General features: G+C 45.2%; 13 protein-coding genes. 7 read left to right on the top strand and 6 right to left on the bottom strand.

Annotated elements, in window-relative coordinates; genetic code table 11:
- Nucleotides 1–168 precede the first annotated feature (168 nt).
- On the bottom strand, nucleotides 169–1,653 hold the full coding sequence (locus QUA07_RS17440; protein WP_333327194.1) for an ATP-binding protein: 1,485 nt from the start codon (nucleotides 1,651–1,653) through the stop codon (nucleotides 169–171).
- Between the two features lie 555 nt (nucleotides 1,654–2,208).
- Here QUA07_RS17440 and QUA07_RS17435 point away from each other — a divergent pair.
- Nucleotides 2,209–2,394 carry a hypothetical protein gene (locus tag QUA07_RS17435; RefSeq protein ID WP_333327192.1) on the top strand — a complete coding sequence of 62 codons (186 nt, stop codon included), beginning with the start codon at nucleotides 2,209–2,211 and terminating at the stop codon, nucleotides 2,392–2,394.
- A 164-nt stretch (nucleotides 2,395–2,558) separates the two neighbouring features.
- Here QUA07_RS17435 and QUA07_RS17430 read toward each other — a convergent pair whose 3' ends face one another.
- Nucleotides 2,559–2,684, bottom strand: coding sequence for a hypothetical protein (locus QUA07_RS17430; RefSeq protein ID WP_333169341.1), 126 nt, complete (start codon nucleotides 2,682–2,684; stop codon nucleotides 2,559–2,561).
- A gap of 398 nt (nucleotides 2,685–3,082) precedes the next feature.
- On the opposite strand from QUA07_RS17430, the gene QUA07_RS17425 reads away from it, so the two are divergent.
- Complete coding sequence (locus tag QUA07_RS17425; protein WP_015175606.1) at nucleotides 3,083–3,481, top strand: DUF4342 domain-containing protein; 399 nt, start codon at nucleotides 3,083–3,085, stop codon at nucleotides 3,479–3,481.
- A gap of 590 nt (nucleotides 3,482–4,071) precedes the next feature.
- Nucleotides 4,072–4,908, top strand: a complete 837-nt coding sequence (locus QUA07_RS17420; RefSeq protein ID WP_333327190.1) for a hypothetical protein — start codon at nucleotides 4,072–4,074, stop codon at nucleotides 4,906–4,908.
- A gap of 430 nt (nucleotides 4,909–5,338) precedes the next feature.
- Here the strand turns inward: QUA07_RS17420 and QUA07_RS17415 are convergent, their stop codons facing one another.
- The 3 genes from QUA07_RS17415 to QUA07_RS17405 form a co-directional block, all read right to left on the bottom strand.
- Nucleotides 5,339–6,724: a hypothetical protein gene (locus tag QUA07_RS17415; RefSeq protein ID WP_333327188.1), complete on the bottom strand. Its 1,386-nt coding sequence runs from the start codon at nucleotides 6,722–6,724 to the stop codon at nucleotides 5,339–5,341.
- Between the two features lie 452 nt (nucleotides 6,725–7,176).
- Nucleotides 7,177–7,323, bottom strand: a complete 147-nt coding sequence (locus QUA07_RS17410) for a hypothetical protein (protein WP_333327186.1) — start codon at nucleotides 7,321–7,323, stop codon at nucleotides 7,177–7,179.
- Nucleotides 7,324–7,529: 206 nt separating this feature from the next.
- Nucleotides 7,530–9,059 carry a YifB family Mg chelatase-like AAA ATPase gene (locus tag QUA07_RS17405; protein WP_333327184.1) on the bottom strand — a complete coding sequence of 510 codons (1,530 nt, stop codon included), beginning with the start codon at nucleotides 9,057–9,059 and terminating at the stop codon, nucleotides 7,530–7,532.
- A 206-nt stretch (nucleotides 9,060–9,265) separates the two neighbouring features.
- On the opposite strand from QUA07_RS17405, the gene QUA07_RS17400 reads away from it, so the two are divergent.
- The 3 genes from QUA07_RS17400 to lnt all read left to right on the top strand — a co-directional run bounded on the left by QUA07_RS17400 (nucleotide 9,266) and on the right by lnt (nucleotide 13,184).
- Entirely contained in the window at nucleotides 9,266–9,613 is a 348-nt protein-coding gene (locus QUA07_RS17400; RefSeq protein ID WP_333071428.1) for a histidine triad nucleotide-binding protein, read from the top strand.
- Nucleotides 9,614–10,158: 545 nt separating this feature from the next.
- Nucleotides 10,159–11,241: a photosystem II q(b) protein gene (gene psbA / locus QUA07_RS17395; protein WP_333327182.1), complete on the top strand. Its 1,083-nt coding sequence runs from the start codon at nucleotides 10,159–10,161 to the stop codon at nucleotides 11,239–11,241.
- A 188-nt stretch (nucleotides 11,242–11,429) separates the two neighbouring features.
- Entirely contained in the window at nucleotides 11,430–13,184 is a 1,755-nt protein-coding gene (lnt, locus tag QUA07_RS17390) for an apolipoprotein N-acyltransferase (RefSeq protein ID WP_445305898.1), read from the top strand.
- Nucleotides 13,185–13,250: 66 nt separating this feature from the next.
- On the opposite strand, the gene QUA07_RS17385 is transcribed toward lnt, so the two are convergent.
- On the bottom strand, nucleotides 13,251–14,156 hold the full coding sequence (locus tag QUA07_RS17385) for a bestrophin family ion channel (protein WP_333327180.1): 906 nt from the start codon (nucleotides 14,154–14,156) through the stop codon (nucleotides 13,251–13,253).
- Between the two features lie 356 nt (nucleotides 14,157–14,512).
- On the opposite strand from QUA07_RS17385, the gene recJ reads away from it, so the two are divergent.
- Nucleotides 14,513–16,594 carry a single-stranded-DNA-specific exonuclease RecJ gene (gene recJ / locus QUA07_RS17380; protein ID WP_333327178.1) on the top strand — a complete coding sequence of 694 codons (2,082 nt, stop codon included), beginning with the start codon at nucleotides 14,513–14,515 and terminating at the stop codon, nucleotides 16,592–16,594.
- The last annotated feature ends 112 nt before the right edge of the window (nucleotides 16,595–16,706 follow it).

Genomic DNA, 16,706 nt, shown 5'->3' with positions numbered 1-16,706 from the left:
CACCCTTCTCAATAAGCTTTTTATGAACAGGCTTTCCGGCCTGTTCCACAAAGAGTGAATTTTCTTGTGGAACAGGCCGGAAAGCCTGTTCTGAAGAATCGTACAATATCTCAGTTAAATCCGTTACATCCGTCGAGCGAATCCGTTGCCGAACTTCCTTCTGCTATATCACGCAAAGCGAGGCAAAATCTGTGCTAGGGAAGACTGTTGAAGCGGAATTTCGATCGCAAATTCTGCTCCTTTTCCTGGTTCCGAAAAGCACTTCAATGCGCCGCGGTGTTGGTTGACAACAATTTCATAGCTAATCGACAGTCCCAAACCCGTTCCTTGGCCGACCGGCTTAGTAGTAAAGAAAGGGTCAAACAACCGCTTCCGAACATCTTCTGTCATCCCAGGGCCGTTGTCATAAATTTTAATTAGTACCTTTTTTTTCTCAATTAACTCGGTGCGAATCCGAATCGTAGGAACGAGGCGGGTAGACTGAGAAAGTGATAATTGAGTTTTTGTACAAGACTGCTTTTCTTCGCCGGATTGCGACTTTTTCGCGTTTTTTTTATCAACATTTTCGTGTTTATTAGACTCAACCAGAGCGTAAATTGCATTAAGTAAAATATTCATAAATACCTGATTGAGCTGTCCGGGATAGCACTGCACCAGCGGCAAGTCGCTGTATTCTTTGTGAATTTCGATCGCCTCCTGCCCCGGTTTCCCTTTAAGCTGGCTTTGCAAAAGCATAATCGTGTTGTTGATACCGTCGTGAATGTTGACCTGCTTCATTTCAGCTTCGTCTAATCTGCAAAAATTCCGCAGCGACAAAACGATGTCGCGCACTCTTTCTGCACCTTGCTGCATAGAATTTAAGACTTTAGGCAAGTCTTCTAGCAAATAATCGAGTTCGATTTTTTCTGCTTCCGCTTCAATTGCTGCGATGGGTTCGGGACAGTGCTGTCGGTAGATGTCGAGCATCCGCATTAAACATTGCGTGTACTCTTTAGCGTGGTGCAAATTGCTATAAATAAAGCCGATCGGATTGTTGATTTCGTGAGCTACTCCTGCTACTAACTGCCCCAAAGAAGACATTTTTTCTGTTTGAATTAGTTGAGTTTGAGTGCGCTGAAGTTCCAGCAGGGCAAGTTCGAGCTGTTGGGCTTGATGTCTCAATTGTGCTTGCGACTCGCGCATCGCCACGGTTGATAACTCGTGAATTTGCAACTGAGAAAGAAGCAGTTGGTGTACGTCTAAAAGTTTGTAACTTTCTGGTTCTACTTGTACTACAATTGGTTCGTGGATTAGTTCGGCCGATCGCTCCAAAGACTGCCGCACTGCCGTCATAATTGAGGTTTCGCGATCGAGAACCAACATATCAGTTTTAGTAAAGCGGTAGAGTATGAACAAAGGCTGTTGAGAAAATAACTCCAAGCTGTAGGGGCGGCTCATGTGTTCAAAATAACGCCGCCGCGAAATCATCCCGATAAACTTTCCTTGCTGAGTGATGATGATGCCGGGAACTAAAGGGTTTGCTTGAAAAATTTTAGCAACTTCGGCCCCCGGACACTCAGATTCTAAGAGAAAGTCGTACAGGGTTAATTCCTGTAGAGTCGATCGCAAACCAAGCGGCGATTTTAGGGGACTCAACCCGTCAGTTTCATACACTGCTCCCTCCTTTGGTAATTGGCAGTTGCGGTTGGCTGCTGGAGTCTTGCCTACTATTGAGAAGGTTTTTTCAACTCTTTTTATAGCTTAGTCATCAACTTCTCTCTGCTCCCTCGAATCCAGTTAATTCAGCAGGATTTTTTTTCCTTAAATCGTGCTGGTGTCCCCCGAAACGATATTGCAGGTTAGATTGATTTAACAGCAGACACCCCTTTGAAACCTGACTATGTAGTAAATTTTATATATCCAAGATTTTACTAATCCGAATATAACAGTCATAACTATTTTTAATGTTTGATGACATTAATTTGGTTCAGATGGATAAACATCTGCGACCTGTGGCAGTACATTTCGTATTACCCCTTGCGTAAAATTATATTACAATAAGACAAGAATAGCGACAAATCGGCTGCCGATCGCGCGATTTTAAAATTCAGGCAAAACAGGTTTCCGGCAATTGCTAATAAATCTCAATTGTCAGTTTTTTGCACAAATTGCCGATCGCACTCAACCTGGGGATTGTATTGTAGGTTGTCTCCGAGCCAGGGACAGCCGATGGCGAGCAATTTGTCAAGTTGGGCAGCTTATAGTTTAGCCGCATCGATGCTCCAAAGCTTCACCGACGAAATTTTTCCCGGCAGATGCTTAAGTTGTGCGATCGCAACTAAAACTCATGCTCCACACATCCGCTTGATGTTCCTTAAAAATTTGCAGAAAAGTACCGTCTGGCTGCCAACTTGATATTTAAATTCTCTCGCTGGAAAATCCGAGACGGAGAATCAAGAGGAAGCAGAAGGAAATAATTGTATCTTACCCGACTTTTCTCCAACCTCCACTTCACTTTGAGGAAGTTGGTTTGGTTGCGATAATCTTTCGATCATTATTACTTCTCCTCCCCCTTGATTTTAGGCAATTCTCATTAGAAACTCTAAGATGTTGATTTGAGGAACCTCCGGGGGTGGGGTTTGGTTGGGCGATCGCACTGAGCTAAATTGAAATGACATTTGAGGAAAGTAAGCGACGGTTTCCATGTGCGGTTTCCCGAATTAGAGGTGGTAATTGTATACACGGCGGCACGATCGTACTTTCAGTACAATGTCACTATTTCAACCGGTACACCTGTTGAGTCTGAGTCTGTGAGAGTGTGAAAGTCGCTCTCATCCTTTGGCTATCTGAATTGGAGGTTTTTCAAGGGTGGGGCGACGCGAGGACCAGAAGCAGACAGTTAACTAAACTGCACAAGGAGAGAGGGACAGATGGGATAAGCCCAGAAGCGAGAGAGTGAGAGAATTTTCATCATCATACCTTCATAAAATCACGACAGCAGCACCAAGATCACCCAAAAGAATGATTGATTCAAAAAAAGTTGCGTGTTATATTTAAATATAATTCTATACAAAAATACTTTTACCTAAAAGGAGAACAAAAAATGGACACACCTACAGATCGCGAACAAGAACCTGTCGGGACAAGAGAACTCGAATCAATACCTGTATCTGAAAAAGTTTCTGCCCAAAAAGTTACTGAGGTTAATTTTGAAACGACTCCTTTAGAAACCCCTGCTTATACTCAGCAAAAAGTTAGCGTCGAGGAGGTGAAAATTAACGGCGACGATTTGGTTGCTAAAGTTAAAGAACTGATTCACGAAGGAAATATCCGACGCATAATTATCAAAAATGAAGAGGGGCGGATCTTGGTAGAAGTTCCTCTGACAGTGGGAGTAGTCGGTGGAGTGATTGGTGCCGCCTTATTTCCAGTCATTGCAGCAGTGGGAGCGATAGGTGCATTAGTCGCTCACATGACCATCATCATTGAAAGAACAGAATAAAAAAAATTCAGTTGTTAGTAAGGCTCCTGTCCGGTTAATTTCCCGTAATCAAGCTTCTTGGTAGTGAGTACGACTATCCTCTCTTGATAGATGAGAAAAAACTTGTCTTTATTACTAAAAACTTAATTGTGGTTATCTAACCGGACTTAAACACATTTCAAGCACAAACTGGCTTTATAAATATAGCAATCATTGCAGGAGTCGTAATTTTTTTTACGACTCCTGCAATGATTGCTATCTGCTTGCACAGTAAGCATTATAAATAACTCATTTAGCCGATATTCTTTGTTGAAGTATGGCTAATTCTATGCCTTTGGGGACTTGGGAATCACTCTAAGGGTAGAGCCTGGTTAATACCTTAACGAGTTACATTGGATACATATGAAGGAAAAACCAAAAGTTCTCTAAACTCCCTAAGCTAAAAGCTGTTAAGCATTTAAACTCATGAACCCAACACCCAACGCTTACACCTGAATCTTGACAGTAAATCAAAATAAGTGATTTAAATGCTCAACAGCTTAGCTCAAGTTTTCCAACCAGAGCATCTCCTACAGACAAATATTTTTTGAATAGTTGTGGCGAAGATAATTATGAAACCTAACGAAGAAAATAGTTCGAGCCGTGAAATTCATGAAGAAGTTCACACCGATGCAACTAACGGTCACGTCAGTACAACGCGAACCACTACAAATGTTCCGAGTACAACTGCGAAGGCTTCTAAAGAAGCAGCTCATCATCAAGGTTATGTACAGGGTGAAATGGCGGAAAACCACCGCCAACTTGGAGTCCAAGAAGTCCGCGATAACGAGAATGCTGGTCGCGGGTTACTGTTAGGAATTCTTCTTGCTTCTTTGGTAGGCTTAGTTCTCGGCAGTGTATATTACTTCAATCGGGGTGAGGAGGCTCCTACTCCTACCGCTGCTCCTGTGATTGTTGTACCGAAAGCGAATCAGCCTTCAGCAACACCAGCTCCGACTCGGACTATAGAGAGAGAAAAAACGATCATTGAAAGGGTTGTTCCGGTTCAACCATCTCCAGTTCAAAAGGCTACGCCTGCTCCTCAACCAAGTCCAGCTCAAAACGCAACTCCGACTTCTCAACCAAGTCCGGCTCCCAATATCAATATTACAATTCCAAATTCACAGCAGCAAGATGCACCCGCTCAACAAGCAGCGCCGTCTCCATCTTCGCCGTCAAATAATACCAATACTACGGTTCCGAATTCGCAGACGGAGCCAGATTCCACTCCACCAACTCCAGCACCTGAGAGTTCAGCTACTCCATCTCCAACTCAAGATGATGGTGCTTCTGGAGCAGGTACCGGCGGCGAAACTAATACCGAAAGCCAGAGCGATTCTAATCCTAGAGATACGGCGGTACCTGATAGCAACTCCGGCGCAGAGGGTACGGCTGGTTCACCGCAATAAAAATTTGATGGCGAATTAGTCCGCCAGGGGTTCAAACCCCTGACTCATAGCTAAAGTCCTTTAAAGCTGATATCTGGCACCATTCTCAAGAACAGGCTTTCCGGCCTGTTCCACAAAGAGTAGATTTTCTTGTGGAACAGGGGGGAAAGCCTGTTCATAAAAGGCTAATTCAGAATAGTGCAATATCTCAGTTAAAGAGGACTTTTTTAGGGTTTAAACTGAGATATTGCACCATTCTTAATAATCTTTTTTTTTGCGGGTTCTCCTACCCAACCCCTACTCCCCACAAGAAAACTCATTCTTTGTGGAACGGGCCCCATATCCCGTTATTGAGAATGGTGCAACATCTCAGACTAACCGGACATTGTGGCTGAGATCAAGAAACCTGGTTTATGCGATGGAAAACGTTTTAAGATTATGCCAACCTATCCTAAGAAACTGTTTGGTGAACTAATTTAACTTTCCCTAAAGCCGTCTTTCTGCTATCAAAGAGTTTCATCACGCCGGAGGAGATGGTCTCGATGACATCAGGAGCGCAGTAAGAGAGAAACTCTTCCGAGGAAGTAGGATCTGCAAAAAACTCTTGAGCTTTCTTCAAAAAGTTTTCTGTTTCAGCAAAGCCGATAGATTTGATAATAAACGTAGAAACGGGGGAGTTTTTAATATCATAGCGCGATTCTTGATTGCGTCCTATTTCTAGCAGGTCTAACACTTCTCTTTGCAACTGACTGTCTAAGGGGTAGGCGCTCTGTCTGTTGGGCAAGTAATCCTCCAAAACCGAGGTTTTAAATCCTGGTGTACGCAATTCTCCCATCATAGTTGAAAGCGGAATATCGCGGCCCAAACGGTAGGAAAGAGCTTCTAAAATGGCGATAGTAATTAGCTTTACCCCCAGATAAAGTTTAGCAACTTCGATATTTTTGCGAGTTCGGGCAACCAGGTTAGCGTAGGTTTCATCGTCGGGCTCTTGCATAAACTGCTGGAAAACCAGTTCGGGTTTGAGGAAGTTCAAAAATCCTTCCATTTTTTGCAGAGACCTGCGATATCCGGCAACAGTATAGGAATTAACATTTGTCAATTCGTGGTTGGTTTCTGGCATCAAATTCCAGGTATTGTCTAAGAAATTAGAGGAATTTCGAGAGGCAAAATTCTCGACATCTCTATTTGCTAACCTGACAGCACGCTTGACAAGTTCTACAATTTCTGCAGGGTTCCATCCCAAGTTAAAATCGCCATTTATACTTACCAAACGCTCGTGCAAAAGTTCGATCGCGCTCAAACCGCTGGGCGCAACCGGACGAAAAGGAATAGTAGCTTCGATGCAAGCTGTTATCTCAGCGATCGTACTAGCTGGCAAAAAAGGCTCCAAAGATTTGGCAGCAATAACGGCACTCAAAAATTCGTTTTGGCCGCCAAACGGAGAGAGAGTCTTGCCGGGAATAAACCCAAATACTGAGGCCACTAGCTGATACATGGCATCGTCGGGCAGTTCGGTTTCATCTCTAATAACTAACTGCGATCGCACCTCTTTGACAAAAGGACAAAGGGCACTGCTAATATTGAAACTAACGCCCTGATCGACTTGCACGTACACGAGGTCGTGAAACAGCGCAGCCAGCACCTCGATCGGATCGACTGACCCCCCGACCTCAAAAATGTGTTCCGACGTGTGAAAGTAGCGCCAAGGCCCTCTCATCGTTTGAATAATTAGCTCAGCTATCTGCTCCAGCTTTGGAATGTCTACTCTGCCTCCCAATTGCTCGATCGAGCTTACCAAGCAATCCAAGCACCGTTTTTGTTCTGCCAAAAGCTCCATTTACACACCTCCAGTGCATTCCCTGATTGTCTTGCGCTTGATTGAATGGTATCAAAACGCGCTGCGATCGTGCCATAATTCGTCACTCAAAAATTTCAAATTTTATGGTGAAACAGGGAGAGGGGGCGAAGGAAAGAGAAAGAGGGAGGAAGAGCGAGGGAGAGCGAGGGAAAGCGAGAGCGGGAAATTAAATATTAAAAATTCGGCCGTTGTGGAGATTCGGGCAACTTGGGCGATCGGTATCATAAATTACAGTAAAAATGATAAAAAGTGGGTAAAAACTTGATGAATTTTTGATGAAATTATGAGGGATTTTTGACAAAAGCTGTGGGTGGGTGTCCTTGACACCAGCATCAAACTGCGGTGGTATAAATACTGCGTCCGGCCTCAGAATAAGATTCCTAGACTTGCTGATAAACCTCTTGATATTTGCGCTGATACACTTGAGTTGATTAGCCTTCGGGCAGTTGGCCTAAAGCTTCCTCGATCGCCACTTTAACTGCTGCCTTGGTTTGCTGTCGCATCCCCAATCTAACACTAACAGAACTTACACAACTGTCACAAGTTATCCTGACACCATGCACCAAAAAATCAGACAATAAACATGGGAATATTGGGGCGTTTCAGTTGCTCAATTAAATACTTGGACAACATCAATCGAGCTTCAATACCCCCTTAATCCCTTCGTCCCCCTCTGCTGCGACTTCGTATGTTTAGAAGCAATTTAAATCGCCGAATCAACTGTTAGATCCCCAACTTTTTTAAGAAGTCGGGGATCGGGGGATTGTGTCTTTTGAGCCGCTGTTTACTGCATTCGATCGATCGTCCGATACTGCACCGCCTCCGCCACATGATTCGTTTTCAAGCTTTCATCCCCCGACAAATCAGCAATAGTTCTAGCAACCTTCAAAATGCGATCGCTAGCCCTCGCTGAAAGCCCCAACTTCCGAATCGCCATCTCCAATAAATTCCGAGAAGCATCATCCAACTGACACCATTGGTTAATATGGCTGCTTTGCATTTCCGCATTACAGCGCAAACTAGATTCCGACTGAAAACGGCGAGTTGCGAGTTCTCGCGCCCGCTGCACCCTCACCCGCACCGGTTCCGACTCTTCCCCCGTCGGCTGTCGCGTAATTTCCTCGGGTTTCAAACGATTAACCGCCACTTGTAAATCGATCCGATCCATCAAAGGCCCCGACAGTTTTGCCCAATATTGCTCCCTCTTTTGCGGCGAACAAGTACACTGTTGAATAGAATCCCCGTAATAACCGCAAGCGCAAGGATTCGTACTTGCAACTAAAGTGAATTGAGCCGGAAACATCACCGATTGTCTAGTTCGAGAAATCGTCACATAACCATCTTCCAGCGGTTGTCGCAAAAACTCCAAAACATCTCTTTTAAACTCAGTTAATTCATCCAGAAAAAGAATGCCGCGATGTGCTAAAGAAATTTCACCCGGACGCGGGAAACTGCCGCCACCTACCAAAGAAGGGCCGGATGCTGAATGGTGAGGACTGCGAAAAGGTCGATCGCCCACCAAGCTTCCCTTATCCTTCAACAACCCCGCCACCGAATGAATCTGAGTTACATCCAAAGCTTCATCAAAAGTCAGCGGCGGCAAAATACCCGGCAAACGCCTCGCCAACATCGTCTTACCGCTCCCTGGCGGCCCCACAAAAATTAAATTGTGTCCCCCCGCCGCCGCAATTTCCAAAGCCCGCCGCGCGTGAATTTGCCCCTTTACATCCTTTAAATCTAGACCCGGAAACCGCGTTTTTGCTAACTCTTCTCGACCGTTTACTTCTACAGGCGAATAAACTTGAGGATTGTTCAAAAAATCAGTAACTGCAAAAATATTCTCAAAACCATAAACAGATATTCCGTGCACCAAAGCCGCTTCCTGCGCGTTACCAGCCGGTACAACTAATCCTGAAATACCCATTTTTTGAGCAGCAGCGGCGATCGGCAAAACCCCAGCCACAGGCCGCAAACTCCCATCTAAAGAAAGTTCCCCTAAAAACAAATAATCTCCCAAAAGTTCAGCGCTGACTTGTTCCGATGCTGCTAAAATGCCAATGGCGATCGGCAAATCAAAACTCGGCCCTTCCTTCCGCAAATCTGCCGGTGTCAAATTAATCACAATACTCCGCATCGGAAAACCATATCCCGAATTTTTTAGCGTAGCCTTAACCCTTTCTTTAGCTTCTTGCACCGCAGAATCGGGCAATCCCACAACCACAATTTTCGGTAGCCCCCCTGACACATCAGCCTCAACACCCACCTTTACCGCGTCAATTCCAACGATCGATGCACTCCAAACCCTAGCAAGCATTTTTCTTTATCCTTAATTTGCCTGTCCTTGATTCATCATCTATTATGATTAACAATGACTAATGAATATCGGGAGAGGCAAGAAAAACTTTTCCTTGCCTCTTCTTTTTCTCCTCTTCCCTCTCTCCTGCTGAGTCTTCCCTCTTCCCTCTTCCCGACATCCGTTACATCCGTTACACAATCCGTTGCCGAACTTCGTTAACACCCATGACAACTCAAGAAACGCTTTTCAGCAAAATCATCCGCAAAGAGATTCCCGCAGACATCGTTTATGAAGACGACTTGGCCCTCGCGTTCCGAGATATCCATCCGCAAGCACCCGTCCACATCCTCGTCATTCCCAAACAGCCTATTGCCAAATTAGCCGATGCCGAGTCAGAAGATCATGCTCTCATGGGGCACTTGCTGCTGACTGTCAAGCGGGTAGCAGAACAACTCGGACTTAGCAACGGCTATCGCGTCGTCATTAATAGCGGCAGCGACGGCGGCCAAACTGTAGACCACCTGCACCTTCACATTCTCGGCGGTCGGCAGATGAACTGGCCCCCAGGCTAAATCCTAATTTTTACCCCGAACTTGCGGACTCATCCTCAGAAACCCGGTTGATTTCTATTGCCAAGCGCCTCAGAAACCGGGTTTCTTTTTTCGTCAATAAACCCGGTTGATTGGAGATTATTGAGAAGGCAGCCCGCACTAGAAACCCGGTTTTCACTATTCTCCAGATAAAAATTTTCCCTCGCAGAATCCACAGGGTATATGTGAATAAATATTAAAAATTCTCTACCCCAGACGTAATTAAGAGATATTTAAACAGAAAGAGAATCGACCTGAACAAAAATAACTTGCTAAAACTGCTGAACCCATCTACAGCTAATAGATGCAGTTCTTCAGGTCGCTATATTTAACCTGTTATGTGGGTAATATTGCTTTGTAAAAAACTACAAATATTTACCAATAATCCAGTTTTTGTAAAAGTTTGTAAAATGTTTAAATTGTCAGCAGAAATCCCTTGGCAAACTTTAGTGAATGGTGTTACTAATATAAGCGTGGGGCATCCCCACAACGAACTTTGAAAATTCAATTAAGCCATCATAAACCAAATGACAACAACCGTACAGCGTCGCGAAAGCGGCAACGTTTGGGAACGCTTTTGTGAATGGGTCACAAGCACTGAAAACCGGATTTACATCGGTTGGTTCGGCGTCTTGATGATTCCCACCTTGCTCAGCGCCACCATCTGCTACATCATCGCCTTCATCGCTGCTCCTCCAGTGGACATCGACGGCATCCGCGAACCAGTTGCAGGTTCCTTGATGTACGGCAACAACATCATTACTGGTGCTGTTGTTCCTTCATCGAATGCGATCGGGCTTCACTTCTATCCCATCTGGGAAGCAGCTTCCCTCGATGAATGGTTGTACAACGGCGGCCCCTACCAATTGGTAGTATTTCACTTCCTGATTGGCATTTTCTGCTACATGGGTCGTGAATGGGAACTGTCCTACCGCTTAGGTATGCGTCCTTGGATCTGCGTCGCTTACTCTGCACCAGTTGCAGCAGCAACCGCAGTATTCTTGATTTACCCGATCGGACAAGGCAGCTTTTCTGACGGTATGCCCTTGGGTATCTCCGGCACATTCAACTTCATGATCGTGTTCCAAGCTGAGCACAACATCCTGATGCACCCCTTCCATATGTTGGGAGTAGCTGGTGTCTTCGGCGGTGCTCTGTTCTCCGCCATGCACGGTTCATTGGTAACATCTTCTTTGGTTCGCGAAACAACCGAAACTGAATCTTTGAACTACGGTTACAAATTCGGTCAAGAAGAAGAAACCTACAACATCGTGGCAGCCCACGGCTACTTCGGTCGTTTGATTTTCCAATACGCTAGCTTTAACAACAGCCGTTCTTTGCACTTCTTGTTAGGTGCATGGCCAGTTGTCGGTATCTGGTTTACCGCTTTGGGTATCTCCACGATGGCTTTCAACTTGAACGGTTTCAACTTCAACCAATCGATTATCGACTCTCAAGGTCGCGTCATCAACACTTGGGCTGATGTCATCAACCGCGCTAACCTGGGTATGGAAGTAATGCACGAGCGCAACGCTCACAACTTCCCCCTCGACTTGGCCGCCGGTGAAACAACTCCCGTAGCTTTGGTTGCTCCTTCCATCAACGGCTAAATTTAGCTTTTGATTAACAAAAAGCGCTCCTAGAAATAGGGGCGCTTTTTGTTTTGGCAACTAGAATTTGAGAGATTTCCTTCTGTTAAATTCGTTAGATCCGTTAAATCTCATACACTGCGCCTTGCCGAACTTCCCGATCGATCTGATATATTGATTAAGAATTATTATTTTTGGCAATCATCAAAGTGGCGATATTTAACAGGCACAAATTTGAAAAACTCGTGGTTCATAAATCCAAAACATTAGCCTGGGCGATCGCATTTTTTAGCGGCATTTTGATGGCATTGACAACCGCACCAGTAAATGCTTGGCTATTGGCTTGGGTAGCATTAGCTCCCCTGTGGGTTTTGGTTGCCAGTTATCAAAAGCCAAAAATAGAACAACAAAAACACAAATTCTTCCTTCTTCCTTCTTCCTTCTTCCTTCTTCCTTCACTCTGGGGAATTGGCTATCACGGATTAGCTTTATCTTGGATTATGGGAATTCACCCGATGACTTGGTTGGGAGTTCCTTGGTGGCCGAGTTTGGCGATCGCACTTTTTTGCTGGGCCTTCATCACCCTGTGGGGAGCCGCATTAGTCTCCGTTTGGGCGTGGCTATTTGTAATTCTCAACTCCCTCACTTTACCAGGCAAAAATCCTATTGTTCTTCTTAACTCCCCGCCTTTACAAGGGGGGGCTGGGGGCGGTAGCTCCGATCTTATTATTCTTAACTCCCCCCCTTTACAAAGGGGGGCTGGGGGGGGTAAAGCTCAAGTTTCAGCATTAACTCGCGTTTTAATTGGCACAGCTTTGTGGTGTGCCTTAGAAAGTATTTGGAGTACAGGTTCGCTGTGGTGGACATCACTATCTTACACGCAAAGCCCCCACAATTTAGCAATATTGCACCTCGGTCAACTCTCCGGACCCAGCGCAGTAACAGCCGCTATTGTAGCAGTAAATGGCTTAATCGCCGAAGCTTTTATTGAAGGCAGAAGGCAGAAGGCAGAAGGCAGAAGGCAGAATTGGATTGCTTATATTTTGCCTGTAAGTTTGTGTTTAATTTTGCATATTGCAGGCTGGAGTTTGTACAACCGCCCTTTGAATGAAGAAGCTGCAACCGCTTTAAAAATTGGCATTATTCAAGGCAATATTCCTAACGAGATTAAGTTTGATTCAGGGGGTTGGCAGCGCGCTTTGGAAGGTTACACCACTGGATACAAACAGTTAGCAGACAGAAAAGTCGATGCTGTGTTAATTCCAGAGACAGCTTTGCCTTTTATCTGGACAAACGAGTATCAGCGTTCTACTCTTTCTTTTTACCAAGCTATTCTCGAACGCGGCGTTGTGGCTTGGGTGGGAGGCTTCGCCCAGCAAGACAATAGTATCACTAACAGCTTATTGGCGATCGATCACACTGGAGAAATTGTCGGCCGCTACGATAAACTAAAGCTCGTACCTTTAGGCGAATATATCCCTTTTTACGAAATCTTAGGCGGGATTATTAATCGTCTTTCTCCCTTAGATGCTCATTTAGTACCCGGTAATTCTAAACAATTGTTTGATACGCCGTTTGGCCGCGCCATTGTCGGAATTTGTTACGATTCAGCCTTTGCTGAAATCTTCCGATATCAGGCGGCGATGGGAGGCGAATTTATGATTACCGCTTCCAACAATGCCCATTACAAAGCGCCGATGTTAGCTCAACATCACGCTTTAGATGTGATGCGGGCAATTGAGACGGATAGATGGGCAGTTATCGCAACTAATACAGGTTACTCTGCTTTTGTTAATCCTCACGGTGAGACAATTTGGAAGTCGGGAATTAATACTTATGAAGTCCGAGATGTTACTATTTATCGGCGGCGAACTCGGACTTTGTACGTGCGGTGGGGAGATTGGCTGACGCCTGTATTGTTAGTATGGGCTGGGTTAATGCTGTTTATTGTTAAAAAAAATTAATCCGAAGCTTTTAGATTTTAGATTTTATGTACCAATCTAAAATCTAAAATCTAAAATCGAATGACTCTACTTATCTTTCACGTGTTCGTGAACGCTAGGAGATAAAGAAATTAAATCGTCGATATTGCGCTGCATGGCAGCACAAATATTGTCTAAAGGCAAATCATTGGCATCGTGTCCAAAGGGATTTTCTATTTCAATGCCGATTTCTTCAATCCCGAACAAAGTAAAACTAATTAAAGCCACAACAGGGCCAGTTCCCCAATTCACATCGTTTACCATTTGAAAGGGCAGTGCCAAACAGTAAAGCAACAATAGTTGTTTCAAGTGAATCGCGTAAGCCAAAGGGATAGGGGTCTTTAAAATTCGCTCGCAGCCACCTAATACATCTATCATAGAGTTGATTAACTCCTTCATACCAGTTAGCTGATAGACATCAACGCAATTGCCCTCGTACTGTTCGTGCAAGTAATCCTCAATCCAAAAGGCAATCTCTAGGGGCGGATTGTTCATCGACTTGAGCTTTTGGTACTGCGATGGGGACATCAAATGCTCCAATTCTGAATTTACTAATTCTTGGCGCAAGTGCAGTTTCAGGGCTACTGCAAAGGCAGGTAAGAGGCGCAGGACTGACTTTTTGATTACGATATCCTGCAGGTCTTTTTCCTCGATTGCTACCCAGATTTGGCGCGCCAAATTGCGGACGTTGTTGACTAAAGTTCCCCACATTTTTCGACCGTCCCAAAATCTTTCGTAGGCTGTATTTGTCCGAAAAACTAACAGTAGACCCAGGACAATACTGGGTACAATACTAGACAAAATTGGTAAGGAAACCGGCCACTTTAAAAAGTGCAGCAGGGAAATAAGAACTCCAAAGCCGCCACACAGCAAAACGCGGGGCAAAATTGAGGGAATGACAGACCCCCGAACCTGTAATGCAATTTTAAACCAAGGTGGTCGATCGACACTCATGCAAGTCTCCTCATTAAATTAAATTAGCCCCGTCCTAGCACGGGCGGCACAACTGCCTGCTACACTTATTTCTTCGGCTCCCACCAGTCGATTTGAGATTCGAGATTTTAGATTGACTCCACAGATAAATCTGAGGCGTTTGAACTTTGGTCTAAAATTTTTTGGTCTCCACGACTGCTGTCAGGGGCTTGTATCCCTATTTGGGTGCGGTGAGAGCTTCCGAAAAAAGCTTTCCTACAAACAACCTTTGGATTTTACCCAAAAAACTCATCAATCTAAAATCTAAAATCTAAAATTGATGGATGGATGCACTTAATTAGGTAAGATTAACTATGTATATTTAAACCTCAGCTTCCGTGCAAGAGCTACCGACATCTGTACCCCCGCATTTTCACCGATTGCCAAACCAACGGTGGCAAATTTATTCGCCTCAAACACAGCAAGCCGAACAGTTTGCCACTGAAATCGGTTTGTCGCCCTTGCTGGCACAGGTACTGATTAACCGGGGCATCGATTCTCTGAAAGAAGTGCAAGGGTTTATCGAACCGGAATCTCTGGTTTTGCCCGCGCCAACCGATGAGTTTCCCGATTTGGCGGCGAGTGTCAAATTGTTGCGGGAGGCGATTTCGGGAGGGCAAAAAATTGCGATTTGTGGAGACTACGATGCTGACGGGATGACGAGCACGGCTTTGTTGTTACGCGCTCTGAGGCTGCTGGGGGCGAATGTGGATTATGCTATTCCCAGCCGGATGCGAGAAGGTTATGGGATTAACGATCGCATTGTAGAAGAATTTCACTCGGAAGGTGTCGCTCTCATTCTCACGGTTGACAACGGAATTGCAGCCTACGGCCCGGTTGCCAGAGCGCGAGAACTCGGTGTCAAAGTTATTATTACAGACCACCACGATTTACCCCCAAAACTGCCGCCGGCTGATGCTATTCTCAACCCGAAATTAATCGCTGAATCTTCGCCATATCGCGGTTTGGCTGGCGTAGGCGTTGCTTATGTTTTGGCTATTACTTTGGCTCAGGATATGAAAAAAGTTGGGGGGTTGGTGAATCCCTTGCTGGAGTTATTTACGTTGGGAACTATTGCGGATTTAGCGCCTTTGACTGGCGTTAATCGGCGCTGGGTGAAGCGGGGTTTGCGGCTGTTGCCTCACTCGCAATTGGCGGGTATTCAGGCTTTGATTCAGGTGGCTGGAGTGCAGCCGGGAAGTGCGGAAAGTTTGCCTCTTCTGAATTCAAAAAGCCAAGCTAGCAATACGTTAAAGCCTGAAGATATTGGTTTTAGGCTTGGGCCCCGGATTAATGCTGTGGGGCGGCTGGCTGACCCTCAAATTGTGATAGAGTTGCTGACTACGGACGATCGCGAATTGGCTCTCAAAAACGCGATGCAGTGCGAACAAATTAATCAGCGCCGGCAGGAGTTGTGCCAGGAAATTGAGCAGGAAGCCATCGCTTGGTGCGAGGAAAGTGATCTCGACTTGCAGCAAGAACGAGTTTTAGTTGTCGTGCAACCCGGTTGGCACCACGGGGTGATCGGGATTGTGGCTTCTCGGTTAGTGGAACGCTACGGCGTACCTGTGTTTATTGGTACTTTTGAGGATGAGGCTGTAGGGGCGGTTGCCCATAAAATTATCAGGGGTTCGGCGAGGGGAATTCCTGAGTTTAATGTATTTGACGGGCTGAATTTTTGCGCCGATTTATTAACTAAATTTGGCGGACACAAAGCGGCGGGCGGTTTTTCGATGCCGGCTGATAATCTCGAACAATTCCGCAATCAACTGTCAATTTTTGCCAATCAATGCTTGCAGCCGGAACACCTAAAACCGCTGGTTTCAGTTGACGTGCAAGCGGATTTAGGTGACATTAATCTTGACCTTTACCGACAAATTGATGCTCTGGAACCTTGCGGGATTGAAAATAAGGCTCCTGTATTTTGGACGCCTAATGTTTGCATAACAGAACAGAAAATTGTGGGTAAAGGAGGCCACGTTAAACTAACTGCAACTCAAGATGGAAATGTATCGGCTAGTGTGAAGGCGATTGCTTGGCGTTGGGGGGAATATTTTCCTTTGCCTCGGCGGGTTGATATTGCTTACCGATTGCGGGAAAATAGTTTTAATGGCAAGACATCGGTTGAATTAGAATTGTTGGGCGTTCGGCTACCGGCAAATGCTGCTACTTCCAGGCCACCGAAGTTCGGAAAAGTGGAGTTTGATTATTGCGATCGCACTTATTCTTGCAGTCTATCTCCTGCAGGCTCGATCGAGGAATTGAGAATTCGCAACTCTCAAGGGCAAGTTTTGGCTGTTGCACCCGGACAAAACATCGGTTTGTTAGGCAACTCCCGCAAAGATGCTAGAGAAGTCGATGTATCTCTACCTTTTTTTGAGAATTTGATTCAAACTGCTAAACACGCCCTCGGTATTTGATAACTCGGTATTTGATCAGAAATCTCGTGCAGCAGGGAAATTTGGCGATCGAGCCTTGTGAATTTTGCATCATTTAAAACTCAAAACTCCCAACTCTCGATCGCCCCGGAGC

The organism is Microcoleus sp. T3_A4 (assembly GCF_036700465.1).
GTDB lineage: Bacteria > Cyanobacteriota > Cyanobacteriia > Cyanobacteriales > Microcoleaceae > Microcoleus.
The sequence above is the reverse complement of the archived record's forward strand: the minus strand, read 5'-3'. Positions and strand labels throughout refer to the sequence as shown.

Coding starts and splice junctions, on each gene's coding strand:
- QUA07_RS17435 (WP_333327192.1), top strand. CDS start 2,209: ATGGCGAGCAATTTGTCAAGTTGGGCAGCTTATAGTTTAGCCGCATCG.
- QUA07_RS17430 (WP_333169341.1), bottom strand. CDS start 2,684: ATGGAAACCGTCGCTTACTTTCCTCAAATGTCATTTCAATTTAGCTCA.
- QUA07_RS17425 (WP_015175606.1), top strand. CDS start 3,083: ATGGACACACCTACAGATCGCGAACAAGAACCTGTCGGGACAAGAGAA.
- QUA07_RS17420 (WP_333327190.1), top strand. CDS start 4,072: ATGAAACCTAACGAAGAAAATAGTTCGAGCCGTGAAATTCATGAAGAA.
- QUA07_RS17415 (WP_333327188.1), bottom strand. CDS start 6,724: ATGGAGCTTTTGGCAGAACAAAAACGGTGCTTGGATTGCTTGGTAAGC.
- QUA07_RS17405 (WP_333327184.1), bottom strand. CDS start 9,059: ATGCTTGCTAGGGTTTGGAGTGCATCGATCGTTGGAATTGACGCGGTA.
- QUA07_RS17400 (WP_333071428.1), top strand. CDS start 9,266: ATGACAACTCAAGAAACGCTTTTCAGCAAAATCATCCGCAAAGAGATT.
- psbA (WP_333327182.1), top strand. CDS start 10,159: ATGACAACAACCGTACAGCGTCGCGAAAGCGGCAACGTTTGGGAACGC.
- QUA07_RS17385 (WP_333327180.1), bottom strand. CDS start 14,156: ATGAGTGTCGATCGACCACCTTGGTTTAAAATTGCATTACAGGTTCGG.